Annotated in this window: 31 protein-coding genes, 3 pseudogenes and 1 riboswitch; of the genes and pseudogenes, 20 read left to right on the top strand and 14 right to left on the bottom strand. The window is 35.1% G+C overall.

Annotated features, from left to right (window positions below; translation table 11 throughout):
* The 8 genes from AC3B6D_RS09325 to AC3B6D_RS09290 all read left to right on the top strand — a co-directional run bounded on the left by AC3B6D_RS09325 (position 1) and on the right by AC3B6D_RS09290 (position 7,419).
* Positions 1-921 (top strand): proline iminopeptidase-family hydrolase, encoded by a 921-nt coding sequence (locus tag AC3B6D_RS09325; RefSeq protein ID WP_489775548.1) that lies wholly within the window; start codon positions 1-3, stop codon positions 919-921.
* The gene (locus AC3B6D_RS09320) at positions 911-2,545 is read left to right on the top strand and encodes a peptide ABC transporter substrate-binding protein (RefSeq protein WP_489775547.1); all 1,635 of its coding nucleotides are present in this window, start codon (positions 911-913) and stop codon (positions 2,543-2,545) included. Before AC3B6D_RS09325 ends, AC3B6D_RS09320 begins: the two co-directional genes overlap by 11 nt.
* Before the next feature lie 437 nt (positions 2,546-2,982).
* The gene (locus AC3B6D_RS09315) at positions 2,983-4,614 is read left to right on the top strand and encodes a DUF3114 domain-containing protein (protein ID WP_489775546.1); all 1,632 of its coding nucleotides are present in this window, start codon (positions 2,983-2,985) and stop codon (positions 4,612-4,614) included.
* A 4-nt stretch (positions 4,615-4,618) separates the two neighbouring features.
* The gene (locus AC3B6D_RS09310) at positions 4,619-5,479 is read left to right on the top strand and encodes a hypothetical protein (protein WP_489775545.1); all 861 of its coding nucleotides are present in this window, start codon (positions 4,619-4,621) and stop codon (positions 5,477-5,479) included.
* Positions 5,479-5,889, top strand: a complete 411-nt coding sequence (locus AC3B6D_RS09305; protein WP_489775544.1) for a hypothetical protein — start codon at positions 5,479-5,481, stop codon at positions 5,887-5,889. The genes AC3B6D_RS09310 and AC3B6D_RS09305 overlap by 1 nt, the downstream gene beginning before the upstream one ends.
* 1 nt (position 5,890) lies before the next feature.
* Entirely contained in the window at positions 5,891-6,763 is an 873-nt protein-coding gene (locus tag AC3B6D_RS09300; protein ID WP_489775543.1) for a hypothetical protein, read from the top strand.
* Positions 6,764-6,811: 48 nt separating this feature from the next.
* Positions 6,812-7,147: a hypothetical protein gene (locus AC3B6D_RS09295; RefSeq protein WP_489775338.1), complete on the top strand. Its 336-nt coding sequence runs from the start codon at positions 6,812-6,814 to the stop codon at positions 7,145-7,147.
* Positions 7,147-7,419: a DUF5344 family protein gene (locus AC3B6D_RS09290; RefSeq protein ID WP_489775337.1), complete on the top strand. Its 273-nt coding sequence runs from the start codon at positions 7,147-7,149 to the stop codon at positions 7,417-7,419. Before AC3B6D_RS09295 ends, AC3B6D_RS09290 begins: the two co-directional genes overlap by 1 nt.
* A gap of 237 nt (positions 7,420-7,656) precedes the next feature.
* Here AC3B6D_RS09290 and AC3B6D_RS09285 read toward each other — a convergent pair whose 3' ends face one another.
* From AC3B6D_RS09285 to AC3B6D_RS09270, 4 genes are all read right to left on the bottom strand, one after another.
* Positions 7,657-7,959: a type II toxin-antitoxin system YafQ family toxin gene (locus AC3B6D_RS09285; protein WP_489775336.1), complete on the bottom strand. Its 303-nt coding sequence runs from the start codon at positions 7,957-7,959 to the stop codon at positions 7,657-7,659.
* Positions 7,949-8,227: a RelB gene (locus AC3B6D_RS09280; RefSeq protein ID WP_489775335.1), complete on the bottom strand. Its 279-nt coding sequence runs from the start codon at positions 8,225-8,227 to the stop codon at positions 7,949-7,951. Before AC3B6D_RS09280 ends, AC3B6D_RS09285 begins: the two co-directional genes overlap by 11 nt.
* Positions 8,228-8,880: 653 nt before the next feature.
* On the bottom strand, positions 8,881-9,597 hold the full coding sequence (locus AC3B6D_RS09275) for a hypothetical protein (protein WP_489775334.1): 717 nt from the start codon (positions 9,595-9,597) through the stop codon (positions 8,881-8,883).
* Positions 9,598-9,650: 53 nt separating this feature from the next.
* On the bottom strand, positions 9,651-10,397 hold the full coding sequence (locus AC3B6D_RS09270; RefSeq protein WP_489757683.1) for a hypothetical protein: 747 nt from the start codon (positions 10,395-10,397) through the stop codon (positions 9,651-9,653).
* Positions 10,398-10,966: 569 nt separating this feature from the next.
* Between AC3B6D_RS09270 and AC3B6D_RS09265 the strand changes: the two genes are divergently transcribed.
* From AC3B6D_RS09265 to AC3B6D_RS09230, 8 genes and pseudogenes are all read left to right on the top strand, one after another.
* A complete protein-coding gene (locus AC3B6D_RS09265) occupies positions 10,967-12,160 on the top strand; it encodes an MFS transporter (protein ID WP_489775333.1) in 1,194 nt (397 codons plus the stop codon).
* A 270-nt stretch (positions 12,161-12,430) separates the two neighbouring features.
* A complete protein-coding gene (locus AC3B6D_RS09260; RefSeq protein WP_489775332.1) occupies positions 12,431-12,727 on the top strand; it encodes a type II toxin-antitoxin system RelB/DinJ family antitoxin in 297 nt (98 codons plus the stop codon).
* Positions 12,727-13,047 carry a type II toxin-antitoxin system RelE/ParE family toxin gene (locus AC3B6D_RS09255; protein ID WP_489775331.1) on the top strand — a complete coding sequence of 107 codons (321 nt, stop codon included), beginning with the start codon at positions 12,727-12,729 and terminating at the stop codon, positions 13,045-13,047. The genes AC3B6D_RS09260 and AC3B6D_RS09255 overlap by 1 nt, the downstream gene beginning before the upstream one ends.
* Positions 13,048-13,118: 71 nt before the next feature.
* On the top strand, positions 13,119-13,733 hold the full coding sequence (locus tag AC3B6D_RS09250) for a hypothetical protein (protein ID WP_489775330.1): 615 nt from the start codon (positions 13,119-13,121) through the stop codon (positions 13,731-13,733).
* Positions 13,734-13,876: 143 nt separating this feature from the next.
* Entirely contained in the window at positions 13,877-14,089 is a 213-nt protein-coding gene (locus AC3B6D_RS09245) for a hypothetical protein (RefSeq protein WP_489775329.1), read from the top strand.
* Positions 14,090-14,236: 147 nt separating this feature from the next.
* The gene (locus AC3B6D_RS09240; RefSeq protein WP_489775328.1) at positions 14,237-14,734 is read left to right on the top strand and encodes a zeta toxin family protein; all 498 of its coding nucleotides are present in this window, start codon (positions 14,237-14,239) and stop codon (positions 14,732-14,734) included.
* Positions 14,735-14,751: 17 nt separating this feature from the next.
* Positions 14,752-15,298, top strand: a pseudogene (locus AC3B6D_RS09235) (recombinase family protein).
* Between the two features lie 23 nt (positions 15,299-15,321).
* Entirely contained in the window at positions 15,322-15,690 is a 369-nt protein-coding gene (locus AC3B6D_RS09230; RefSeq protein WP_489775327.1) for a hypothetical protein, read from the top strand.
* A gap of 67 nt (positions 15,691-15,757) precedes the next feature.
* Here AC3B6D_RS09230 and AC3B6D_RS09225 read toward each other — a convergent pair.
* From AC3B6D_RS09225 to AC3B6D_RS09210, 4 genes and pseudogenes are all read right to left on the bottom strand, one after another.
* Positions 15,758-15,802, bottom strand: a pseudogene (locus AC3B6D_RS09225) (hypothetical protein); the annotation flags it as partial.
* A gap of 63 nt (positions 15,803-15,865) precedes the next feature.
* Positions 15,866-16,009, bottom strand: coding sequence for a DDE-type integrase/transposase/recombinase (locus AC3B6D_RS09220; RefSeq protein ID WP_489775326.1), 144 nt, complete (start codon positions 16,007-16,009; stop codon positions 15,866-15,868).
* 438 nt (positions 16,010-16,447) lie between these two features.
* The gene (locus AC3B6D_RS09215) at positions 16,448-16,927 is read right to left on the bottom strand and encodes a transposase (RefSeq protein WP_489775325.1); all 480 of its coding nucleotides are present in this window, start codon (positions 16,925-16,927) and stop codon (positions 16,448-16,450) included.
* Positions 16,928-17,030: 103 nt separating this feature from the next.
* Positions 17,031-17,483, bottom strand: coding sequence for a VOC family protein (locus AC3B6D_RS09210; protein ID WP_489775324.1), 453 nt, complete (start codon positions 17,481-17,483; stop codon positions 17,031-17,033).
* A gap of 87 nt (positions 17,484-17,570) precedes the next feature.
* On the opposite strand from AC3B6D_RS09210, the gene AC3B6D_RS09205 reads away from it, so the two are divergent.
* The 3 genes and pseudogenes from AC3B6D_RS09205 to AC3B6D_RS09195 all read left to right on the top strand — a co-directional run bounded on the left by AC3B6D_RS09205 (position 17,571) and on the right by AC3B6D_RS09195 (position 18,482).
* Positions 17,571-17,978 (top strand): helix-turn-helix transcriptional regulator, encoded by a 408-nt coding sequence (locus tag AC3B6D_RS09205; RefSeq protein ID WP_489775323.1) that lies wholly within the window; start codon positions 17,571-17,573, stop codon positions 17,976-17,978.
* A gap of 3 nt (positions 17,979-17,981) precedes the next feature.
* Positions 17,982-18,146: pseudogene (locus tag AC3B6D_RS09200) on the top strand (helix-turn-helix transcriptional regulator); the annotation flags it as partial.
* 81 nt (positions 18,147-18,227) lie between these two features.
* Complete coding sequence (locus tag AC3B6D_RS09195; protein WP_489775322.1) at positions 18,228-18,482, top strand: WYL domain-containing protein; 255 nt, start codon at positions 18,228-18,230, stop codon at positions 18,480-18,482.
* Positions 18,483-18,711: 229 nt separating this feature from the next.
* Here the strand turns inward: AC3B6D_RS09195 and AC3B6D_RS09190 are convergent, their stop codons facing one another.
* From AC3B6D_RS09190 to AC3B6D_RS09175, 4 genes are all read right to left on the bottom strand, one after another.
* Positions 18,712-19,155 carry a hypothetical protein gene (locus AC3B6D_RS09190; protein WP_489775321.1) on the bottom strand — a complete coding sequence of 148 codons (444 nt, stop codon included), beginning with the start codon at positions 19,153-19,155 and terminating at the stop codon, positions 18,712-18,714.
* 9 nt (positions 19,156-19,164) lie between these two features.
* Complete coding sequence (locus AC3B6D_RS09185) at positions 19,165-19,818, bottom strand: hypothetical protein (RefSeq protein WP_489775320.1); 654 nt, start codon at positions 19,816-19,818, stop codon at positions 19,165-19,167.
* Positions 19,819-20,144: 326 nt separating this feature from the next.
* Positions 20,145-21,293 (bottom strand): MFS transporter, encoded by a 1,149-nt coding sequence (locus AC3B6D_RS09180; protein ID WP_489775319.1) that lies wholly within the window; start codon positions 21,291-21,293, stop codon positions 20,145-20,147.
* A gap of 78 nt (positions 21,294-21,371) precedes the next feature.
* Positions 21,372-21,656 carry an ArsR/SmtB family transcription factor gene (locus AC3B6D_RS09175; protein ID WP_489775318.1) on the bottom strand — a complete coding sequence of 95 codons (285 nt, stop codon included), beginning with the start codon at positions 21,654-21,656 and terminating at the stop codon, positions 21,372-21,374.
* 244 nt (positions 21,657-21,900) lie between these two features.
* Between AC3B6D_RS09175 and AC3B6D_RS09170 the strand changes: the two genes are divergently transcribed.
* On the top strand, positions 21,901-22,032 hold the full coding sequence (locus AC3B6D_RS09170) for a hypothetical protein (RefSeq protein WP_489775317.1): 132 nt from the start codon (positions 21,901-21,903) through the stop codon (positions 22,030-22,032).
* Positions 22,033-22,285: 253 nt separating this feature from the next.
* Here AC3B6D_RS09170 and AC3B6D_RS09165 read toward each other — a convergent pair whose 3' ends face one another.
* Positions 22,286-23,014 (bottom strand): hypothetical protein, encoded by a 729-nt coding sequence (locus AC3B6D_RS09165; RefSeq protein WP_489758049.1) that lies wholly within the window; start codon positions 23,012-23,014, stop codon positions 22,286-22,288.
* A 291-nt stretch (positions 23,015-23,305) separates the two neighbouring features.
* Positions 23,306-24,487 (bottom strand): putative hydroxymethylpyrimidine transporter CytX, encoded by a 1,182-nt coding sequence (gene cytX / locus AC3B6D_RS09160; protein ID WP_489758050.1) that lies wholly within the window; start codon positions 24,485-24,487, stop codon positions 23,306-23,308.
* Between the two features lie 87 nt (positions 24,488-24,574).
* Positions 24,575-24,675: riboswitch (TPP riboswitch) on the bottom strand.
* Between the last annotated feature and the right edge of the window lie 899 nt (positions 24,676-25,574).

Here is a 25,574-nt window from a genome sequence, read left to right as displayed (position 1 = left end):
ATGACAGGTAGTAAAATTTTAACATTAGAAAATGGTTTTCATTTATTTACGCGGACTGTCGGTGAAGGACCCGTTAAATTATTATGTGTGCATGGTGGTCCAGGTAGTAACCATGAAGAGTTTGAAAACTTTAATGAACACCTCAGTAACGTACAGATCTCAATGTATGATCAGTTGGGTTCTTTTTACTCAGATCAACCAGATTTTACTGATCCTCAGAATCAAAAATATTTAACAATTGATTACTATTTATCAGAGTTAGAAGAAGTTCGCCAACAATTAGGCTTAGACCAATTTTATTTATTGGGGCATTCTTGGGGCGGCTTATTGGCGCAAGAGTATGCCTTGAAATATCCGCAACATCTCAAAGGCTTAATCATTATGAGTATGATTGACAATATTCCTGAATATATTACCCACATTAATTACTTACGGGAACAATTATTTTCACCATTTTGGGTTAGTTATATGAAACAAGTTGAAGCTCAAGAGCGGTTTGATGATCCCAAGTATAATGATTTAGTGCAGCAGTTGTATAAGGTCTATGTTTGTCGTCATCCGGAAAATGGGGGACATCATACTGTTGAAACAAATGCTACGCCGGTTTACAACCACTTTCAGGGTAATAATGAATTTGTGATGACTGGAACGCTCAAGGACTGGGATCGCCGAAGTGACCTGCATAAAATTACCACACCAACGTTATTAACGTTTGGTGATCATGATACGATGCCTTTAGCGGTGGCGCAGCGGATGCAACAGACGCTGCCGAATGCGCGCTTAGTGCTTACACCCGATGGTGGTCATTGCCATAGTGTTGATAATCCTTTAGCGTTTTTCCAAACCTTAGGCCAATTCTTAACTACTGTTGAACGTAATCCGCAAGTCAACTTGAAAGAAGGGTTAACAGATGACAAATAAATTAAATTGGGTCGCAGTTTTAAGTGGCTTGGGCGTGGTTTTATTAACTGGCTGTAGTTCTCAGACTACACAATCTTCTTCATCTGGTACGAAGCAACAAATTAACCTGATGCAAACAGGTGATTTGTTATCTTTAGATACTTCGGAGCATGCAGATTTACAAACTTGGAATACTCTAGAAAATTCGATGGAGGGATTATATCGTGCGGACAAGCATAATCAACCACAAGCGGCAATGGCGACCAAAGTAGTGCAGCCGACTAATCACGGGTTAACTTATACCTTTCACTTACGTTCCAACGCTAAATGGAGTAATGGACAAAAAGTTACCGCTCAAGATTTTGTGACTGCTTGGCGCCGTTCGGCTTCTCCTAATGCTAAATCGGGTTATAGTTATATTTTTGATGGAATTAAAAATGCAGCGGCGATTGCCAAGGGACAAAAAAAGCCCCAAACGTTAGGCGTTGCGGCATTAAATGCACATACTTTACAAGTACAGCTAGAGCACCCGATGCCGTATTTTAATAAGATGATGGTGATGCCTGCTTTCTTTCCGGAAAATCGGACCGCGTTAACGAAATTTAAATCCAAGTATGGTACTAAATCTCAGTATTTGTATTATAATGGTCCCTTTAAAGTTACCCGGTGGAATGGAAATAGTGATACATGGTCTTTAAAGCCTAATCCGTATTATTATGCGAAAAAGCAAATTCACCTAAAAGCGATTAATTATTTAGTCGTGAAAGATGCTAACACGGCGAATGAATTATTTAGTCAAAACAAGTTGGATGATGCGACTATTACCGGAGTAACGGCGAAAGGTCTTCAAAAGTCAAAAAAGTTAATTCATGAACGCCGCGCGGGAAACTATTATTTACGAGTTAACTTACGCAATCATCAGCCGTTAACTAATGCTAAAATGCGTCAAGCAATTAGTTTGGTAATTAATCGTCAAGCCTTAACGAAAAATGTTTTAGCAGACGGCTCCAAACCAGCGGACACTTACACGGCCAAGGATTTAACGATGGATCCGACAACGAATAAGGACTTTGCGACCGAGACCACACCCAAGACTACTTATGATGTTAAGCAAGCTCGGACTTTGTGGCGAGAAGGTTTGCAAGAATCTCATCTTAAAAAGCATGTGACTTTGCAATTGTTAGGTGATGATCAAACTATTACAAAGAATGTAGCGCAATTTTTACAAAATTCTTTAGAAAAGAATTTACCAGACGTGACAGTTAATTTGCGGAATGTTCCGGAGAAAACGAGTTCGAGTGAAATGCATAGTGGTAAGTTCTCGTTAGGACAGACCTTGTGGTTAGCAGACTTTGCCGATCCTATTAGTTTTATGGGCATTTTACAGAGTGCCAATCCTCAAAATTATGGACAATATCATGATGCTCAGTTTGATCAGTTATACCAGCAGGCTAGTTTAGACAGTGGCAATAATGATCAAGCATATTGGCAGACCATGCGGCAATTACAACAACATTTAAACCAAACTATGCCGGTCATTCCACTATATCAAATGGTGGAAAGTCATTTGGTTAATCCCAAGCTCAAAGGAGTTTTACGTCATCCAGTGGGTGAAGACGATTATACGCGGGCTTATCTGAAATAGCTAAAAAGTAAAAATAAACAGTCTAATTTCTAAATTGAATTGAAAGAAAGATTTGATTTTGGGGTTGGCTGTTTTTGTTTTCAAAATTATCTGGCTGATGTAAATGTTCAGCAGGTAATACAAATTAAAACCATTGCAGAATTTTTAAATGATCAATCTTTAGCTGCAGAAATTAATAAATTAATTAAAACCAATTAAATTTATTTTGCTTGGCTAATTTAGATACAAATATATCTAAAAACATTACTCAATTGTTGGTTTTATATTAATTGTATGCTCTGTTATCTATTTTTTGCTTGGCATAATACTACTGCTTTACTATGTTTGATGGATATGTTATTTTACTATCAAATTAATATATTGCCATTAAAATTAAAAATTATTATATATAAATATAATATATTAATTTCGAAATAATACAGAACATGGAGAAATTAATGGTTAAAATTGACATGAGTAAGTTAGAAGAAAATAACTATCATTTACAAACACAAGTTCAAGCTTTAAAAAGTGCGTTACAAGATACCAGTGTCAAGATGAAAGCTGTGCCAAATTCTGAAGGCTTCAGCGGGAAAACGCAACAACAAATGTCCGAGTATGTCGAAGCAGCGCATGGTCGTGAATCGCAACAATTAACAAGTGAGTTAGATCAATTAGCGCAAGGCATGGAACGCTTAATTAATGACTTTAAGGCAGATGTTGATAGTAGTAGTCAAGCTAAAATTGACACCGATAATTTAGATGATATTGAAAAAATACTGACAAAGGCCAAAGAATTAAATAGTAGAACAGTGGCCCGACTGAACAAAGCCTACCAATTAGCGCTTGAAGCTGGCGCGGATTGCCAATTAATCGATGATCAAGCTGACGAAGCACTGGGTAAAACGATCCAATTGGTACAACAAACGAAGCGCAAAGTATTAAATTATAATAATCGCACCCTGCCATTAGCGTTAAAAGATTTAAGTCATAATCTGGTACATGTTAAAAGCGATTTGGCAGTAACCGCTGGGATTAAAGGACAAGGCAAAGAGCACTTTCAGATGGCGGCTTTTTTAACCGAGTTAGGACATGATGGTTGGAATACTGCGGCTTTAACCAGTTATGAACACTTTTTGAATGATAGTATCAAGAACTTAAAAGGAAATAAATTATCTAAACAATTAAATCATTTATTTAAGCAGGCGCGTAAAGTCGGATCAGCGGCCTTTAATGCATTGTTTCGACCGTATGCGCAAACCGGAGTTAGTCAAAAAGCGGCCAGTTCAGCATTAACGATTATGCTGAAGTACTTAGGGGCGACCGTAGAAAATGGTTATCTGAAGTTAACAAATGGCTTTCCAATGTTGAATCCCTTTGAAAATGAATTGTTACAAACCTTGTTGCCTCAAGTCGTGCATACTGCTTTTCCCTTTACTAAGGGAACAAAAGGTGGTTTAGCCAACGCCAGTGGCACGTTAGCTACCGAGATTCACCAATTGCGCTATTATATTTCGGACTCCAACGCTAAATATATCGAACAAGTAGCTAAGAAGTTGCATGTTACTCCAGGTGAGTATTTAGATGATTTGAGTCAAACTGGGCAGTTTAAAGTCGGCAGTGAAAGTGCGAGAGCGCATAACAAAAAGTATGTTGGTAAGACAGGTGATAAAAAACAGTATGGTTTGAATTACATGCACAATTATAAATTGCTTTCTAATTTTCATGTGGAATTCATTATTGATAATAAAACGGGGCAATTGTTACATGTTGATCCGGCAAAGACCATTGGTAAGAGTGGGCAAAATTTATCGGAATGGCTAACCGATGATTTAGCGGGCTTTGTGAATGGGCCATCGTATAATTACGCTAATCAAAATGATATGAACTTATCAAATGTAGATAGTTCACATTTTAATTATGACTACTCTTATGGAAATATGGATATGCCTAATCGCAATGAAATGTTAGTGAAAGATGAAACTAAAAATAATAAAGTTCTTTATACAACTCCTAACAAAGAAGGCAAAAATAAATATCAGCCTGTAGACAGCTATTCGGATTATCAGCGTAAAAAGCAAGGTAAATAAGACGATGAAAAGAAATTATAAGACTTTTCTGCTGGCAATGATAGCAGGATTAAGTATTTTCACCATGGGCATGAGCAATAATCCACCTAGTAGAGCGGAAATGACACCGAAATATCAAAAAATGAGTGCGAAGAAACTGCAAGCGCGCAAAGATGAGGGGGCCGCTTTAACACCCAAAATTAAAGCCAAAGCTGCTAAAGATTTAATAGGACAATCTTTTTCCTTTAATTCGTCAGAATTTGAATATTTTCCAAGAGAAGGCGATGGCGAATATTTTTTAAAATTAAAACCAGATCAAACCTTTGTCTTAGTGTACAACGATGCCTTTAAAGTACAGACAATGCAAGAAGGAGGAGGAGATGGAATCAGTATTGAAACTTATGCAGGTAATTACAAAATAAGTGAGAAGAAAATCAAGCTATTTATCCAAGATTATTGGATAACGATAAAAAACGCAAGCGAAATTCATCCTTTAAGAAGAGTTAATAGTTGGCCAATAACACCAACATCGATAGGTTTAAATCAAGGATTATATAATCAATTACCAACAGACGTACAACAAAAGATTTCACCTGATCAAATTGATCATGATTATCCATCTATTGAATCGTTGAAAAAAGAATATTCAAAGAAATACATTAAGCAAATAGGTGATATGGGAGATTATGTAATTAAAAAAGATGGAAGAAATTGGCAATTTCTAAAGTCGATGATTGGCGAAAGAAAGCATGTTAAAGGATCTAAAAGATATTATAATTCTCCTGATAAATATGGTTATCTTCACAAGTATGATCATGTTTACCCTATTCCGGATTCAGTGTCAGAAGATTTAATCAACAAGTTTCGAGCCAACGGTAGTTATTAATGAGTGTAAACGTAGGTGCTACCGTGGAAAATGGTTATCTGAAGTTAACAAATGGCTTTCCCGTCTTAAATCTGTTTGACAATGAATTGTTACATGTTGATCCAGCAACAACCATTGGTAAAAGTGGGCAAAATTTAGCTGAATGGCAAACGGATGATTTAGCAGGATTTGTGAATGGACCATCGTATAATTATGCCAATCAAAATGATATGAATTTATCCAATGTAAACAGTTCACACTTTAATTATGATTACTCCTACGGAAATATGGACATACCTAATCGCAATTCGATGTTGCATAATAAGAATAAAGATGACAATTTATATAAAACTCCTCAAAAAGAAGGTAAAAATAAATATCAGCCTGTAGACAGCTATTCGGATTATCATCGCAAAAAACAAGGTAAATAAGATGAAAAAAATATATAAAAGTTTTCTATTGGCGATGATAGCCGGATTAAGTGTTTTTACGATGGGACTGAGTAGTAATCCACCTAGTAGAGCAGAAATGACATCCAAATATCAAAAGATGAGTGATAAAAAACTGCAAGCCCGCAAAGATGAAGGTGGTGTCTTGACACCCAAAATAAAAGCCAAAACGACTAAAGATTTAATCGGTAAATCTTTTTCCTTTAACTCGTCAGAATTTGAATATTTTCCGAGAGAAGGTGATGGCGAATACTTTTTTAAGTTAAAACCCGATCAAACCTTTGTTTTAGTATATAACGATGCTTTTAAAGTACGCACAGCACAAGAGGGAGGGGATGACTCCTTAATGATTAAAACCTTTGCGGGAAATTACAAGACATCCAAAAAGAAAGTTAAATTATTTATTCAAGATTATTGGGCAAGTTCTATGGGAGTAGATGAGTATGTAGAAAAAGTTGATCCATTAAAGCGTATTAATAGTTGGTTAATAATGCCAAAATCTATTCGTTTAAATCAAGCATTATATAATCAGTTACCAACAGACATACAACAAAAGATTTTACCTGATCAAATTAGGCAACTATATAATTCATATGAATATTATCGAAGTGTCTATTCTAGAGGATACGCTAAAAGGTTAGCAAATGCTGGTAGTTATGTATTGATAAAGAAGGGAAATACTTGGCAAGTTCAGAAGCCCATGATTGGAGAAAGGAAGCATGTTAAGGGATCTAAAAGGTATTACAATAATCCTTATAAATATGGCTACCTTCACAAGTATGATCATGTTTATCCAATTCCGGATTCGGTTTCAGAAGATTTAATCAACAAGTTTCGAGCCAGCGGTAGTTATTAAAAAGAAAGTGGTAGTTACTAATAATTTTTGGATGGGAGATAATTTGAAATGGATGTTGCCGCTATTTTACAAGCAATTAAGCAGAAGCAAGCCTTATTAAGAAAATTGCACCAGGCACAACAAGAAGCTAAGGCGGAGGTGGATGACTTACAAAAAATCGTTAGAGACATTCAAATAGGTCAAGCAACAGCAGCACCATGGCACGGTCAGAGAAAGAATAAATTTGAACAGTTACAGACGAATAACTTATCCATTACAAAAAATAATGCAAGTAAAAATGACGAGAATTTAAGTGCCATCCAACAAAGAATTAGCCAATTAGAAGTCGAAATTACTCAACTAGAAGTCCAATTGGCATTAGCCCAGAGTGCGGAGAAAAAATAATGACTACTATTAAAATTGTTCAAGCTAACTATAATCAAAATGTGAGCCAAGCAAGCAGTTCAGTTCAACAATTACAAGCCCAATCCTTAACAGCTACCAATATATCTGGAACGAATTTAAAACCTTTTGTTCAAGCAATTAAATTAGAAAAGGAATTGGAACAAGTAATTAAACATTATGGGACAATTGCGGAACACGATACAGTAGAGTATTCCCAGGTATCCAGTGAGTTGGAAGCAGCAGATACCAAGGTCGCAAATTCGTTTCAGTAAACCAATAACAAACCAATAATGATTATTTTATATTTTATTTTCGTAATTAAAGTTTTGAATGCTATAGCAATAAAATAAAACCACTTAGTATTTTGACTTCAAGTCATAAGTGCTAAGTGGTTTTTATATGATTTTAATTTTTTAAACTAGCTTTATGCTTTAATTAAGCCAACTTGTAAAATGGGCTTAACCGCAATTAGCGCAACAAGTTTGCAATAAAAATAAGGTAACTTTTGATTACTTGTCTAAAATTTGATGTGAGCCAGTAGTTACTAATAACAAAACTAATTGTGTGTGGTCTAGTTTGTAAATAACGATCCAGTTATCAGATGTTTTACCATAATTGCCATACCTCGACGGGTGAAATTCCCGGTATCCTTGCCATTGACCCTTTAAAGCATGATCCTTAATCTTGTGAAGAATATGAGAATCTTGTTCGATGATAGCTTTTAGACATGGTTTTAATATCCTAATAGGAAAATGTTTTTTAGCTAGTCTTTTTAATTCTCGTTCGAAGGATTTTGTGATCTTAATCTTCATCTATTTTGTCAATCCAATCGTTGAAATCTGCGACTGAACCAATCTCAGTTACTTCGTTGTTTTCAGCTTCACGCTTAGCAGCTATAGCTTCTGAGGAATCTAAAAAGCTGACCAAGCGGACTTCGTTATTAGCTGCCTTTATTAAAGATAGTCGAATATATTCTGATACAGTTAAACCTTGTTTGGCTAAATTTGATTTGGCACGTTCACTAATTGTGCTATTAACACGAGTGGAAACAGTTTTATCTTTAAGAGTAGAATTGCTCAAGAAAATACGCCCCCTTTATTGTTGTTTACTATTGTATTACATTAATAATAAATCCAGCTTGTAATAAACACAAGTTTAATCTAAAAAATAAGAGGTTGAAAACAGTAGAAGCTATTGAAGCGTATGACATGCCAGATCCCATTTAGATATCGGTTAAAATACCACCTAAAACAAGTGTTGTTAATTTTAAATTAGTGTTTGTAATTTAACGGACTGGTTAAAGAGAAGAAGTACAATGATAATTCAAGAATGACATGCCAATTTAAGATATAATTATGGCATCGTGGTTTTGGAACACTCGGATTTTATGTTAGCCCAGTGAGATTAAAACCAACGACAGTATTAGTAAAAAAGGATACATTGATCTATTTAAAAAAGCTCTCTTTAAAAAAGAAGAACCATAAAAATTATGAGCAGTAGCAGTAGCAGTGGGTGTGTTTTGTTAGGTCCTCGTTAAAAATCTTTTTGTTAAAGCTCTTTTTATTGCTCTGCCGTTCATGAACTTTTATGAAGTTCTTATCGTTAAAAAATAGTACGACTATCTAATTGTCCTTGCTTTAAAACTTTTGACATAGATGGCAATACTATCTTAATTTATTTTATATAGTTACTATTAGCGTCATTTGCTTTGAAGTTAGAAGTTATAAGAAATACTAATTAAGTGCGGGATCGCTTTGACTGGCTAATAACCACTGGTGATTACTACCAAGTCGGATATAGGTTTGTTGGTTAATGGATTTAACGCCATAAGTCGCATAGGGCACGTTGAGGTTAGTGATCTGGCCAGTGGGCTGACCGTTTTGGTTGACTAAAGTGTTGTTAGCATGGACAGTCACGGCTTTGGGTAAAAGATATAAAGCGTCTGCTGCTGCCCACTGATTATTGCCTAAATCAACGGCATAAACATATTCAGATTGATTGGCAAAGTCGACGCGATTGATTTGCCAATCGGCTACTTTATTACTTAACTTTCCGATGGGTTGGGTCAGTTGGGGATCTTTGTACACGGGAATAGGTTGGCCAGCCGAAAAAGCTTCTTGATAGATGTATGATCCGGGTTTAACTTCATGGCTGACAGCATTAAATTGTGCGCTCACCCATTGATGACCACCTAAATCATAAGCCGTTGTTTTTCCAGTATTATCGACTTCTTTTTCATAAGTTTGCCAGGCACTAATTTGAGGAACGAGCCTCGTACCAATGGGTTGACTTAACTGTGGATCTTGGTAAGTCATGTTCATCTGTCCATGTGAATAATAAATATCATGACTGGGAACGACAGCGGCTTGAGTCGATAATATTGGTAAACTAGCTACAGTAATTATTGTTGCCAATAATTGACTACTTAAAGATATTAGAGTTGGTTTCATAATAATTGCACCCTTTCGTTAGCAATTTTCCCAAATATATAATTTGAATTAAATTAGTTGATATGAGCGGCATTTAAATTAGCCCACTGCTGGTTGTTACCTAATTTGAGATAATTTTGTCCGTTGATGTTTTTAACACCATAAACTTTGTAAAAGTCGTCAGTTTGGATTTTAGTCGTTGGCGTTCCAAACTGGTTAAACAATTGGGCTCCTTGTTCAAAGGCATAGATCGAACGCACGGCAAGGACGTTGCTCGATGTAGCCACCCATTGATGAGCTCCTAAATCAACCCGCGTAATGGGATCGCCACTTGAACTATTGCTGGCATACTGACTTACTTTCCAATCAGCAATCTGAGGATTTAAATAACCAGTGATGTGCCATAGTTGTGGCGAGTCGTAGATGGGAACTTGTTGATAGTTAGAATAGGCTTCTATTAAGTTATTGGGCTTTTTGTTTTTGACGACGCCACCTAAAAAGACATCACTACTTTTAACCCATTGATTAAACCCTAGGTCAAAGGAATTAAAGGGAATGTACGTTGTACCATCTGTAGGACGATTACTTTGACTAACAGCAGTGACTGCCCAATCATTGATGGTGGTGGCTAAAGTTGTACCGGTTGGTTGGGAACAGGCAGCATCACTATAGATTGGTACCGCTTCCTTTCCAGAGCTAACTTGTAAATTTGCGGCTGATGTGACATAGGCTTGGGCATTAACCGAATGACTAATTATCAATAAACAACCAAATACGGTCATAATTAAACTGCCAATCAACGTTAATTTTGCTTGCATCATTTACCCCTCTTTCTGACATATTAAGTGTAGCACGAAAAGGTTATCAGAAGTTTCGAAAACACCAGTTGGAATTGATTTTAAAATTTAGGTTTGCGCTCAGTGACATTGCGTTCATGAAGTTTAATCCAGGATCATTTTCATTCAATAGTTGATTAGGTTCTATTAAAGTTATATTGACTATCTTTAAATTGGATTAATATGTAGATAGTAGGTGACACCAATGAAGAAACATCTTGAACTACTATTCTAACGTGAGTGATCCAACATAATAGTTTTGCACAACACAAAAAGTTATTTATGATTAGTTAACCGATTTTCTATAATTGAACAGTAACGTACGATAAGTTGTTAAACTATAGTGAAGATGTTTGTTTTAAATACTCTGCTGAGAATTTCTTTGTGATTTATAGATAAAATTAATTTTGTAGATTATGATATTAATAAATTCTTTGTCAGCAGATTTGAGACAAAAGAAAGTGTCTTGATTTCTAAAAAAGTATTTTTGGTTGATGTTCGCCTTGAAGTTATGCATTAATACCGTTAATTAAAGATTCAGGAGTCATTGTTCAGTGAAACTATTTCAACGTTTTTTCCATAATGAATACAAATATCAGAAGATGTTTGTCTTTATTTTAATTTTCTATTTAGCAATGGGCGTCTCCAAATACGCTCAAATCTTGTTCTTTCAACAAAATCATGGTCTGCTGAATTATTCCATCTCTTATTCGGCGATGGCAGTGGCGGGATCATTTTCCTTTTTAATCAGTAACAATTTGGCCAACTGGGGGTTAAAAAAGATTGTCAAAGTTTTTTTGCCAATCTATGCTGTGGGCATGTTGTTGAGAGTGATTCCTAATAACGCTTTTATAGCGTTGATTTCGGGTATTATTGCCGGTCTCGGAGCTAGTATTACGTTACTAGTAATTCGCTCTTGGATTTATTTTGAATCAGACCAAGATGAAGCAGCTAAAGAAGCATTGGTTTCGTCGCGGTATACAATTATGCAAATTGCTACTTTGATGGCCACTATTGTTGCTGGCTGGTTGATTTCTGTAGTGCATGCTGCAAATTATATGTACTGGTTTTTGATTGTTATAGCGGCCTTATTGATGGGCAGTCTGTCAGTGACTAATAGCATTCCTGACGGTAGAGTTCAAAAAAAGCCGCATAGTCTGTTGGTGGCGTTACCAACGAATCGGTTAGCGGGGGTACTATTATTTTTGTTGGTGTTCTTATTGGGGTTAACTAACGCCTTGATTGATCCTATTTTACCAGCGATTTTACGGAAGACTGGTCTAAAAATTAGTGCAGTAACTGTTTGGACGACGATATTTAGTATTTTAACAGTTTTAACATCGCTTTTTTATCAACGGCGACATTTGCGGATGTCTGCAGGATGGGCCTTTCTTATCAATGAAGTCATTGTTGGTTGTAGTATGTTGGTAGCATTTTTAGAATTTGACAAGGGCATTTATATTTCGTTAATTGCTTATACAATTATGGCAATTGGTATCGCCGGCTTTTTTATCTTTAAAGAGTTGATGGAATACGATATGTTTCCCCAAACTGAAAGCTTTCTGTATTTAGGCATAGCTCAGTCGGGCTTTTTGGTAGGTGATGCCTTAGGTTCACCAGTCGGAACGTTGCTGTTTCAACAAACAGGCACTAAACTGTTGCTGTTAATTTACGGAGTGTTGACGATAGTTTGTGGAATAGGTTATAGCTTGTTATATGTTTATTTACGAAAATCAAACAATAATTAGCAATTGTTGGAGTAGTTATTAAAATTCAGAATAACTCAGCATTACTTCTTTCTTTAATGTTTTATGTTATTCGACTCCAAAAAGGAAGAATTACTTTTTCAAGGTTATGTACAAAACGGTCCCATGGTAATCAATAATTTTTACGTCAATAAAATCGTTTTGGTTTCTAATTGAAAAACGAAGCCTGTACTGTTCATTATAATTGTTATTTATGTTTTTGTATTCTTAAGTATGTTATAATGAATACAAATATACAAAGGAGGATTTATAATGACAACAACTCCAACTACTATTCGGATAGATGACCAGTTAAAAAAAGCTGTAGAACCGCGTCTAGAAATTGCCGGATTAACATTAAATGGTTACATTAACATGGCAATTAAACAGTTCGTTATTCAAAATAAAATTCCATTTGAAATTATAGTTCCTGACGAAATACCCAATGATACAACTCATAAGGCTTTGATTGAAGCACAAGCTAAGGAAATGGGTTTAATACCGGATAACTCTCCTGAATTTGAGGAGACAAGTCAGATTATGGATTTTTTGAATAGTGATAGCCAATAATGAATAACGTTAATTACAAGATTAAGATTGAACCGCAGTTTCAAAAGGATTATCAAAAATTTAAAAAACACCATCCAGAATTAATTTCAGAATTTAGGATTGCATTAAGTGAGTTACAGCTTCATGGCCGTGTTCCTGATTCTTACAGTCCACATAAACTGGATAATAGGTGTGGTTTATATAATGATACTTTAGACTTTCACTTATCAGAAGGCAAAGTAGACGTTGTAATCATTTATCTGCCGCATAATACTAATCCAGTAATTAGGTTAATTCGAATAGGAACGCATAAAGAACTTTTTCAAGGAAAAATAAAATAATGGAAATAAAAAAACGATCACTAAGAGGCAATTAAAAGTTATTTAGTTTTTGTGAAAAGGGTTGATATTTAATGAACATTCCTAATAGAAGAACAGATGCTGTAGCATTTATTAAATTTAATTGTAAAGCAGAGGAGTTAAATAATGGAATTTTATACTTTCCAAGTATAAAAACCTTTCTAAATGATAAAAATACTTTTATTGGAGATGATGAGGAGGGTTATATTAAAATAAGGGATAGTTCAAAAATTAGCTATTCAGAATTAATATATCAATCAGGTCTATATAATAATGCTAAATCGTATATTAGTTGTTTTACTATACTTTATGATAATGATTTTAACGAAGATGGTAGCATAAAAAAAGATGTTGTCTATAGATTGAGAAAATTTAGTGATAGCAATCAAGGGAAAGACGCGGTATTATTTTTCACTGATTTTAATCATGAATTAGACAGGGTACGAATAAAAACTGTTGAATTTAATAACAAGTCTGTTAAAAATCCTAAAATAGATAATTCGGGAATACAAACTTTTCAGGGAGATAATCTTCTTGATTGGAAGGTTGAAATGTGTAATAAGGACTGCATAGATGCATATAAAGAGCTATCTTTCGTCAAAACTTTTAATAACCAAAAATGTGAAATTGTCGATCAAAACATAAATCATAAAAAAAAGATCACTTAAATAATTATCTAAAAGAATTAGGAAGGTATGATAATGATGGAATAGATATAACCTTTTTTACAAAGTTTGTTAAATATAAAAATGAAACTCTGTCTTTCGATAATAACGAAGAATTATTCTATGAAATAAAGGATAAAAAAAAGTTGGAAGAAGTTTTATTAAACGCTTTTGCGGTTAAAAATCCAAAATATTCTCAGCAGAATGAATATAGAATATTAATCATTGAATTTGGTCGTGAGGATACAAATTTTCCAGATGCAATTCAGTTAGAACTTCCTAAAGAAAGATATCATTCAATACTCATTAAGAATGAAGATTTAGAAAAAATAAATAAGAATAACATATCTGTTAATTAATTATAACATTGAAGTATCTTTAAACTTTTACGACATAACTTAATGGTTGTGTCGCTTTTTTTACTTGTCTTATAATTAAATTGGTTAAAATACGTCATAACTTACCGACATAAACACATGCTATATTTTTGGAATGGAGTTAAAAGTATGGAAACTATTTTTATTTTAATCCGAGGAAATTCTGGGAGTGGCAAAACAGTTTTAGCTGATAATCTACAAAAATATTTAGGTTATGATAATTGTTTTTTGCTTCATCAAGATGTTATCCGCCGTGATATATTACATGCTAACGACCGTCCAGGTACACCAGCAATTAGTTTAATAAAAGAATTGGTTGAATACGGGTCTAAACATTATCATGTAATTATTTTAGAGGGTATTTTACGCAAAGATGTTTATGGTGAAATGTTAGAAAATTTAATCCAACTTTTTGGTCGTAATGCTTTTGTCTATTACTTGGACGTACCTTTTTCTCTGACAGTTAAGCATAATCAAACAAAAGATTTTCCCTTTCCAATAGCAAGTTTAAAAAAATGGTGGCGGGCTAATGATTATCTAGAATATAATGACCGCCGTTTGACAAATGGCGACACAAAAACTTTTTTTAAGCAAATTATCCATGATATAACAGAAAATAATTTATAGCATGAAAGGATTTTTACATGAAATACGGCTACGCTCGTGTTAGTACAACGGATCAAAAATTGGAAAATCAAATTGAATTGTTAAAAACAGCTGGCTCTGAAAAAATTTACAGGCACTACAACTCAACGTCCAGAATTTCAAAAGCTGATTGATCTGCTATCAGAAGATGATACATTGATCGTTACTAAGCTAGATAGGTTTACTAGAAATATGAAAGAGGCTTTGGAGATTATCCAAGATCTGATCCAACGCAATGTTAAGATTCATATTCTTAATATGGGAATGATTGATAATACACCAACAGGACAATTAATCTTTACGATTTTTAGTGCGTTTGCGCAATTCGAACGTGATATGATTGTAACAAGGACACAGGAAGGGAAAGCTTACGCTAAAAAGAATGATCCAGGTTTTAGAGAAGGACGCCCCAAAACGTACACTGACGAACAAATTCGCTTTGCTTATGAATTACGCCAGCAGGGTATGACCTATAAAATGATTGAGCGTAAAACAGGTATCAGTGAACGTACTCAACAGCGACGTTTTAAATTGTTGAACAATTAATTAATAGAATAAGGAGAATTCATATGCTTAAGAAAATGTCTTATTATTTAGATGTCTTACTTTATCTTGCTATGGTAATTTTGAGTGTTTGTTCGTTAGTAGAATCGTTACTTCATCCAACGACAAGTAATTCGGCAACCATTTTTTATATTTTAAGCACAGCTAGCTTGGTCATAGCAACCGTTTTGTCTGTTGCCAGAATTAAAGTTAATAGAAAATTAGGTTTCGTTTTAAATACTTTGAGCATAACATTAATGGCTGCCAGCGCGTGGTTCCTGTTAATAGCCAACGGCTATATTTTTAAAATTCTCGGTCAAGTAATAATAGCAGTGTTTTTAGTTTTAACCATAGTAATTGCTTTTATGAATTACTATTTGGTCAAAAATAGCTAATCAAAACAATTTTAAGCAACAAAATAAAGTGGCTAAAGCCTTGTAAATCAAGGATTTAGCCACTTTTTTATTTGATCTTGATTCGCTGGTGATTATAGTAATGAATATATTCTTTGGTTGTTACCTCTAAGTCATCTAAGTTTTAAAATTGCTTCTCAAAACCATAATACATTTCTCACTTGAGTATACCAAAGAACCCCTCCATTAAGCCATCGTCGAGCAAATTTCCTTTACGTGACATGGATTGTTTGATTCCACGTTGCTTTAACCATGATTGAAATCTTTGGTGTTGATACTGCCATCCTTGATCAGAGTGCATAATGATGTATATTTATGCTCTGCCTTTTCCAACATAGTCATTGTTTGTTGGAGATTGGGACTACGAGAAATTGTGTAGGAAATAACACTCATCCATGATGGGCGATAGATATGTCTTCTGACCATGAAGATTGAACTCAGTCATGTCACACAATACCACTTATGATTAGGTTTAGTTGCACCAAAATTACGTTGAATTAAATTGTCTTTGATATGACCTTTACGTCTCAACTCACAAGTAATTCTACGATAGCCATAGTGATGACAGTTAGTTTCATAACATAAATGGATCATTAAAGCTTGGTTTTTGTTATCTTTGATTTTGTATAGTAGTAGTTACTACGAGACGGATTGGGTAAATCAGGAGATTCATTGATGATTTTAAGGACATACTCAACGCTGACGCGGAATTCTTTTCTTACCTTGATAATTGCTTGAACTAGTTCTTCTGATCGGACTGGTCGATCAGAGTATTTAACTTTTTTCTTAATTCGATCTCGATATGCATTTTCAAGTTCTGCTGCTCTAAGTCTTGGATTTTTTGTTGGAGAAGCTTGATTTGTTGAGTTTGAGTCGTTCTTTCTCTCTTGTGATTAATCACATTATACCCGTCTGCTTTGTATTTGCGTATCCAAGATTGTAAGATTGATTGATGTTTTAATCCTAAATCAATAGAAACCGAGTACATGGTTTCGTAATTCAGTAATACACGATTGATTGCTTGTTCTTTAAATTCTACAGAATGGGAAATGTATGGGCAATCCAGTAGTTCAATACCGTGTCGATCAAGTAAAGCCACCAAATATATAATAGTAGATCGATCAATTAAGAACTTTTCGGATAGTTCCTTGATTCCGTATGAATAATTTTTCCATAAATTATAAATATCAATTTTGTCTTGTTTAGATAATCTGCTCATAAAAAATGCCTCCAAAAATTAAGATTTTTGGAGGCATTTTTGGTGGCATATCGAAGGGAGACGGTCTTATCAGTTTTATAAATATAATATTGTGTTGGATTAATTAGAAATCATTGTGAATTGAAGTTGTCAGTTGCCAGACAATATTGAAGGGATCCTTCACGATCCCATAAGCGGGGCTGAAGACGTTACTGGTCAGCGGTGTGATGATGTCAACCTGGTACTGGTTTGTCACTAATCCCTGGTAAAGGGTCGTAATCTGGTCTTTGTCCGTTGATTGTAGGCAAATACTCTGATTATTGCCAATCACAAATTGTGCATTATCAACAGGTGTGTCATTCAACATTAATTCGCCACCGGTAGGAAATACCAATACGCAGTGACTAACCTGATTTTCAATTTTAGGCGTCAGCTTCAGGGGAGCACCTATTTGTTGGACCTCAAGCAGTGTCTTTTTAAAAACGACTTCGGCTCCTAGTGCTTTTTCGTAAAAGGCGATTGCCTTATTTGCTTGTCCGTTTAACGATAGAAAAGGAATTAGTTCTGTTTTTGTCATGTTTACAACCTCCAATTGCTTAATTGATTTAACAAACGTAGTATAGCAAGTAAAATATGACACAATTATGTCAGGATTGGAGAAAGAATGAGAATAAGTCGCTTAATTAGTCTAGCTTTCCTACTGCTGCGACAAGAAATAGTCCCAGCAACCAAGTTGGCAACGTTATTTGAAGTCAGTGTTCGTACCATTTATCGAGATTTGGATACGTTAAATGAGGCTGGTATTCCGATTTTTACCAAACAGGGTCGTTATGGTGGCGTTGGCATCATGTCAGATTATAAGGTGGACAAAAAGTTGTTTACTCAAACAGATCTTGATAATCTGCTCGTTGCGCTATCTGGTACGACTACGCTACTAGCAACCCCAGAACTGCGAGAAACTTTGAATCGGATTAAGGGATTATCTACTGTATCTGAAGGACTGATGCCAGTGGTCATTGAATATCAAGGTTGGCCAGGAACGGTCGCCCTGCGGAGACGAGCAACCGCATGATTAATTGCGATTCGGCAACATCATATCGTGAAGTTTACCTATACGAACCGAAGTGGTCAAATGAGCCAGCGGACATTGGAACCATACCGCATCGTTTTCAAAGTCCAGCGCTGGTATCTTCAAGGTTTCGACATGACTCGGCAGGCATTTCGAACTTTTACTCTTGCAAAACTCTCCATGATCGAGTACTCAGCAGAAACATTTGAACCGCGATCTATTAATGCTGAGAAGCTTGTCTTATATAGCGGGATGAAACCGCAACGGGAAACGATAGTTTGGTTAGCTGTTGCGGAACGTTTTCGGGACGTGTTTGTGGAACGGTTTGGTCCGGAGGTAATCAACGAAACGGATGGGCAGACCTTTCATGCAACTATAGGTCTGCCGAATAATGAAGAAAGTTTCCGGTTTTTGTTAGGTCTGGGACAGGGAGTTCAGATTTTGAATCAGTCGCAATTTAAAACCGATTTTCGGGCATACGTACTTGCGCTTGCTAATCAATTGTAGAGTTCTATCAAGTAATTGGTAGGCAATGTCTTTAACTCGCCAGTAGGAATGCTGTTGTTTCAACGATTGGAAACGAAACTATTGATGTTCATTTGATTTGATTAGTACTTTGAATAAAAAAAGCATTGTCTCCTGTTCAATGTGGATCATAAGAACAAGATAACAATGCGTAGATGAGCTCCAGTTAAAAAGCCGTATAATTTAGAGAAATATGTTGGTCGTCAGAGGATTATTTTTTAGGATGCCCCATATATTGCAGTTCATCAAATGGTCCATTAGCAATTGAGATTTGATCAATGACTTGCCCATCCTTTTCAAAAGTAAAAGTTGCGCGGCCAGTAAAACGAGCTTCCGCACCATCACAAACTGATGAAGCTTGCTTTTGTGTCAATGATCCTGGTAAGACATTAAACCATTTTTGTACTTCGATTTGTTGATCATTGTGGACTTTTAAAGTAAAGTTTTTGTTTGCTTCATGATAGGAATAAGTGAATGCATCAATCACGTTCCGTTGGATACTTGCATCGTAATGTTGTTGATTAACAGTATATTGTAAATGCTCATTATTTTGAGTGTCTGGCCCGCCAGCTAATAGTTCACCATTTTTATATACCATAAAAAGTGGGTATTCAGGATAGCCGTATTCTTTTTCAAAAGTGATGTTAATAGCCATCACAGTGTACTAGTTGAAATTCCAGTAATACCAATTCCAGTTATTTAAGATTTCCCCCAAGGGCTTATTCATCCAACCCCGATCGACGTAGCCGGTTCCATCAGTATCCAGGTTTAATTCTTTACTGTGAATGGTTACATGAGCTGTGGGAGTTGGTGGTACTACAAAAAAGCCAAAATAATTTTCTTGTTCTTGTCCGAAAAGAAAGTGTCCTGTTTCAGGATGCCAGACTGGTGCTTGTGGTGTAACCTCTAAGTCAATCACAAGATCATCAACTTCAGCGTGTGCATGAAATTGTTGCAGTTGAGTACTTTGGTAGTAATTCTGAGCAATGGCCACCCCAGAGTTATTTTTTAAAATGGAAAAGTCTGCAGGATCGAATTCAAGGTGTTTCATAATATTTTTACCGTTAGGAAAATTAATCATCACATCTAAAGTGGGTTTCAGACCTAACTCACCTTGAAAAAAGGGGGCCGTCGTAATGCCAATCACAACACTAGCTTCGGTGGTATCAACTTTAGTAAAAAACCATTCAAATGATCCTTTTAAGCCGTCGAAATGAACGTGCTCTTCCCACGGATTAATTTTATTTTTTGCTTGTCCTAATAAACGGTATTCTGCAGTACTTTTGGCTAAGTGTAATGGAGTTTTTCCTTGAGTCATTGTTATTATATCCTTTCACATGATTTAATTGGTGGATTGTAGGTTGCTAGTTCAAATAGTATACTATAATGACCATTACAAGCGTTATCAAAGGTAATCAAAAGGCACAAACGCTTTAAAATGTGTCTTTTGATTATATAAAGACTAATTAAGAAATTTATGTAAAAAGAAAATGTTCGTATAGATACGAACATTACTTTTCAGCGGTTTGTATTTATAAGCTGAGGTGCTGCTACCATTCCGGTTACGGATAGTAATTAAGACCGCGTAATTATAAGCACTTCTTGAGTAGTAAAAATAAATAGTGCTGATGTTCAGGTCTTCACTCAACGTTCTGTTCTTAAGTTTAAGATCCAACGGATAGTTAAGGCTATGATGATCATCATGGCGGCAAATAATCCAATGCCGAGATAGTTTTTAAAGGCTTTGAATAAGAGGCCCCCGATTATACCAGCGCAGGTTTCGCCTAAATACATAGCAGAATTGGATAATGAAGAAATAGTGCTGCCAGCATTGGGCACCGTAGTTTGAAACATGGTCATGAATAAGGGCAAAATTAGTCCGTTTAACAAATAAATTAAGATTAAAATAATTTCTGCGAACCAAAAGTTAGCGGCAGTAATGGTTAGTAAATCTACAATGATTAAAAGTAATGCAATACTCATGAACGATTTTTTCAGACCAAAATGTTGAACGATTTTATCGCTGATGAGAGAGCCAATTAAATTACCCAGGCCAGCGACCAAGAGTGCTGTACCAATTGTTGATAAAGAGAGCTGAAAGGTAGTCTGAAACCAAGTTGAAACAAAGGTCATGACCGTAAACGCGCCTGTTTGGAAAATTAAGTAAACGATTAATTGGCTTAGAGCTTGGTGATTAGTTAAAATTTGTTGATAGATTTGAATAAAGGAGAGATGTTGGCGGGACTTAATTTCTAATTCGGGTAAGGTGAAAAATAACAATAGTAATAACAAGAAAGCTGCTCCTGAGATAACATAGAATGGAGTGTGCCAAGAACTAGCGGCTAAATAACTGCCAATGGGAATCCCAATGACTTGCGCAACAGAGATCCCTGCCGTGGCGTAACCCATGACTTTGACTACTTGTTTTCGCGGAATCACTACGGGAATAGAGGCCCAGACTTGTGGTGTCACAAAAGAAGCACTGACGCCAGCCAAAAAGCGAAAGATTAGCATTAAAGGAAAACTGTTGGCAAACGCACAGAGTAAAGTTGCGAGGGCAAAACTTAATAAGCCCCATAACATGACTTTTTTGCGATCATGGCCGTCAGAAATAGGGCCGGAAATTAAAGCAAAGACTGCATAACCAATGGCATAGGCACTCACTAACCAACCGGAAATTGCAGTTGGAATATGATAAATGTGGCTCAAAGTAGGTAATAATGGCGAAATTAAAAATGTATCCGTACCAATTAAAAACATTGTTAAAAAGAATAAACTAGCATATTTTTTCATCTATTGAAGACTTCCGTTTCATTTAATCAAGTTGTAATTCGCTATTTCTAAATATATCGAAATTAGCTCTAAAATTTTTTAGTGGTCTGTCAAAGTTGTTAAAAATCCGGGCAAGTACTGCGCAAAGGTGGCTTCGTTGATGCTGATCAAACGTGTTTGTGCATCTTTACGGGTCTTGGTTAAGCCGGCCTCCCGCATAGCTCGTAAATGATATGAAACGGTGGAATCACTTAAGTTTAAATGCGCTGCAATTTCACCACAGGTCATTTCACGGTGACTGTTAAACAGGATTCGAATAATTTTTAAGCGTCCTTCATCGGCTAAAGCTTTGAGAATTTTTACTCTATTTTCGTCAGAATTCATTTTTTACTCCTTGTTTGTATTTTTAGAAATATCGAATTAACGATTTGTATTAAAACATTATCAAGCTGAAATGTCAAATTTTAAATTGAAACTGATGGCACAGATTAACGAGTAATTGAATTGGGAAAAAATCACCTCGCTGCTCAGTTGAAATGTGCTAATATTGGCTTTGAAACATGATTAAACTGCCACCAAAGAATTTGTTACTATAGAGCTGAGGTAGTTCACGGAAAGAAAGTAAAAAATGTTCAAGAAAATTCATGATGATGTCAAAGCTGGCAATTATGATGATGTGCAATTGGCATATACGGCTTGGCAGCAACAAAAAGCCCACCAGAATAATGCATCAATGACAGATTTCGCCATGGGCGAGTAGCAGGCTCAAAACGATTTTCAGCAGCATGGATCTTTTAAAGTTTATCCTCAATTAGCAGTTGATGTCTTAAACAAACTCTTTGATCATCGTGCGGATGAAATTGCGGAGTTTATTAAAGGTTATAATTCGTACAAATTAAAAATGAAGTAGTTTTAAAAGCTAAAAAAACAGTCTTACATACATATCAATATACTAACTTGATAATTCAAAGATATAAAGATATATTGATATATAAAGACTGTTTTTTACATAATTAGTTAGTGTGAGCTTCACTTAAGTTAGCCCATTGTTTGTTGGTTCCTAATTTGACATAATTTTGTCCGTTGATGTTTTTAATACCATAAACTTTGTAAAAGTCGTCAGCTTGGATTTTAGTCGTTGGCGTTCCAAACTGGTTAAACAGTTGAGTCCCCTTTTCAAAAATATATAGCGAACGCACGGCCACTACGTCATTAGTGGCATCCACCCATTGGTTAGCTCCTAAGTCCACCCGCGTAATGGGATTTCCGGTGGCACTGTTACTAGCATACTTACTGATTTTCCAATCAGCAATGTTGGAATTCAAATAACCGGTAATGTGCCAAAGTTGTGGCGAATCATAAATTGGCACCCGTTGGTAGTTAGAATAGGCTTCTAATAAGTTATTTGGCTTTTGATTTTTAACGACACCACCTAAAAAGACATCGCTACTTTTGACCCAGGCCTTGGCCCCTAGTTTATAAGATAAGCGCTGAGCATTGGCTGCTGGACTAGCTTGGCCAATGGCGAAGACTTGCCAATTGTTGATTTTAGTTGATAAAGTGGCCCCGGTTGGTTGCGTGCAATCAGCATCACTGTATAAGGGTACTGCAGTATTGCCGGAACTAACTTGTAAATTAGTAGCTGATGTCACGTAGTTTTTTGCTTGAACTGGTTGTACAGCTAACATTAAACAGCCGATTAGGGCAAGTAAGAAGCTGCTACTGGATAACTTTAGTTTCATTTTTAATTTTCATCCTTGTCAAATTAAATTTTATGTTGAAATCTTAACTTGGTTCTTTCAGTGTGTGATCTGGCTTTTAATGATATCAACTCCTTTAGCTTTGTTCATAAAGATTAATTTAAATATAGCATAAATCAGTACTAGTAATTGCAAATAATGACTATTATTTAATTAATTTTTAATAAAATTTAACAGGTAGTTCAATGCAATAATTAATCAAAAATTGAGATTAAATTTGATAGAAATCTTACTTTTGAAAAATGCTACTACTAATTAATGTAACAGCATTAATTATTTAAAATCATACTTTTTACTGAAAGTCGCCGTGATGAGCAGTGCGCTGGTGATGATCACCAGTAATAATAAGGTAGTGCCGCCAATGAAGTCTAATTTTTGCAGCAAGTAATATGCTACAACGCCCACTAACCACCACCAGAAATTCCAGAAAAAGTTGAGCCTTTGTTTAATTAAGAAGACACTGACAAATAAAATGGCAAATAATGGCGTAAAAATGGCGCCGATAAAGTTTAAAAAGTTTTGGTAGTACTTTAAAGAAACGTTGAGTGCAATTAATAAGCCCAAGATCGTAATACCAACAGCCCAATAATTGACATGGTTTAAATGCCAGATATTATCTAAACTAGTTGCTGCGGAGTAAGCATCCATAAAGGTTGTGGTAACGGTCGCGAAGATGATAATTAATAAAGCGATGATGCCCAAATTGGTTTGTGCTAGGGTTTGGTTAAAATTAGTTTGTCCAGATTTTAAAACGGCTAATAATCCTAGGACAAACATGGCACAACTACCGAGAAAGTAACCCAGGACGCTCACTAAACTTTCCTTCACTGGCTGCTGTCCTTGATAGGTATAATCACCAATCAATGGTAGCCAAGATAAGACCATCGTCACGTTGAGTTCTACCGCACTGCCAAAACTGATCGGAGTGAGTTTTAGCTGCTGTGCATGAGGGAAAGAATGTGTCAGCAAAATTCCTGCTACTAAAAGCATCCCGATAGCTAAGAGAATAACTACTAAATTATTGATTCGAAAGAGCCATTGATGGTTCAATAATAGCCAAATAATAATTAATCCCGCTACAATTACTGCCATGACCACGGTATTATGATAATTAAATAACTTCTGTGCCAGACTATTTAAAGCCAATTGCGCATTGACGATCATCACTGCCGTCCAGCCGAGTAACTGTAACGCATTTAAACCAGAGAAAATTTCAACTCCAGCCTTACCAAAGATACTTTGCGTGACGGCAATAGCTGGTTGTTGTTTAATTGCTGAAAGATAAGCTGCAGGTAATAAAAATAAAAAACAGCCAATCAAGTGCCCGATAATAATGGCACTAATACCTTTTCCCCATCCTAGGGGAGCCATTAAGGTTCCAGTAACAATTTCAGCAATTGAGATTGCTGTTCCCAGCCACAATAAAAATAAACTACTCAACTTTGTTTGTTGCATTTTGCACACACTTTCCGAATAAATACTTGGTTGTGGCAATAAAAAAGTATTCTTTTACGATTCAGCAACAATTTCGCAAAAAGAATACTTTCAATTGATCACAATTCCTACGTTTGTCTTAACAAAACAGGTTCGAAGGGTCTGATTTTCATCATTCTCAGCACAGATAGGCTCCCCTTTGCGATAATTATATGTTTACAGATGCTAGTTTATAACGTTTACATAAAAAGTACAACATTTAATTGATATGTATTTGGGCATGAAACCAATGTTGGAAAAAGAATAGATATCCGCAACTTGCTTATCCTGTGTGAAAATTAAGCAAGAAGCTTCTGCTATGTATTTTTTAACAAAGAACGTTACTTTAAATGTTAATAATTGGTTCACTGACTTTATTTGAATATTTAAATGGTGATAAAACTATATTTTTTAAATTATTATGCCTTATTATTTAATAATAGTATTTTTTGACCATATAGATCTACGTTTAAAAGAGCTTATATATATTTGAAATCTAATTTCTACAGTAAGTAAAATACATTATAGTAATAAATACTAATTAACTAAACAAAATAATTTGTTATCAAAGCCTTATATATTTAAGATATATTATTATTTTTAATGATTAAAGAATTATTTCGATTTATAATAAAATAATCCATTTGATTAACTAATTGGTTTTAATAATTATAATTTGAAATGAAAATAATTTGTATTAATAAATAGTACTGATGTTTAATGATTAACATATTTAATACTTTCTTTAAAAATAAAAGGTAAACTTATAAGCATCTAAATAATTATTTATTTAGAGCCTTTTTTAACTTTGATAAGTATCAAACAATTTCAAAATTTAAATAACAACTAAAAATATGTTACGTGAAATTTAGATTATTAAACACTTAATCAGTTTTTTTACTGAACGTTGAACACGGTTATATATTTGGATGTATTTTTCACTTAATGTTAATGCAATAAAAATACTTTAGATAAATTTGAAAAATACTAAAGTTCAGTTTCTATAAAAAATTAGGCAAATGTATTTTGGGTATCAAAATGATACCCAAGGGTACAAGTCCTATGAGCT

It is taken from the genome of Bombilactobacillus sp. ESL1097 (assembly GCF_058107205.1).
The sequence above is the reverse complement of the archived record's forward strand: the minus strand, read 5'-3'. Positions and strand labels throughout refer to the sequence as shown.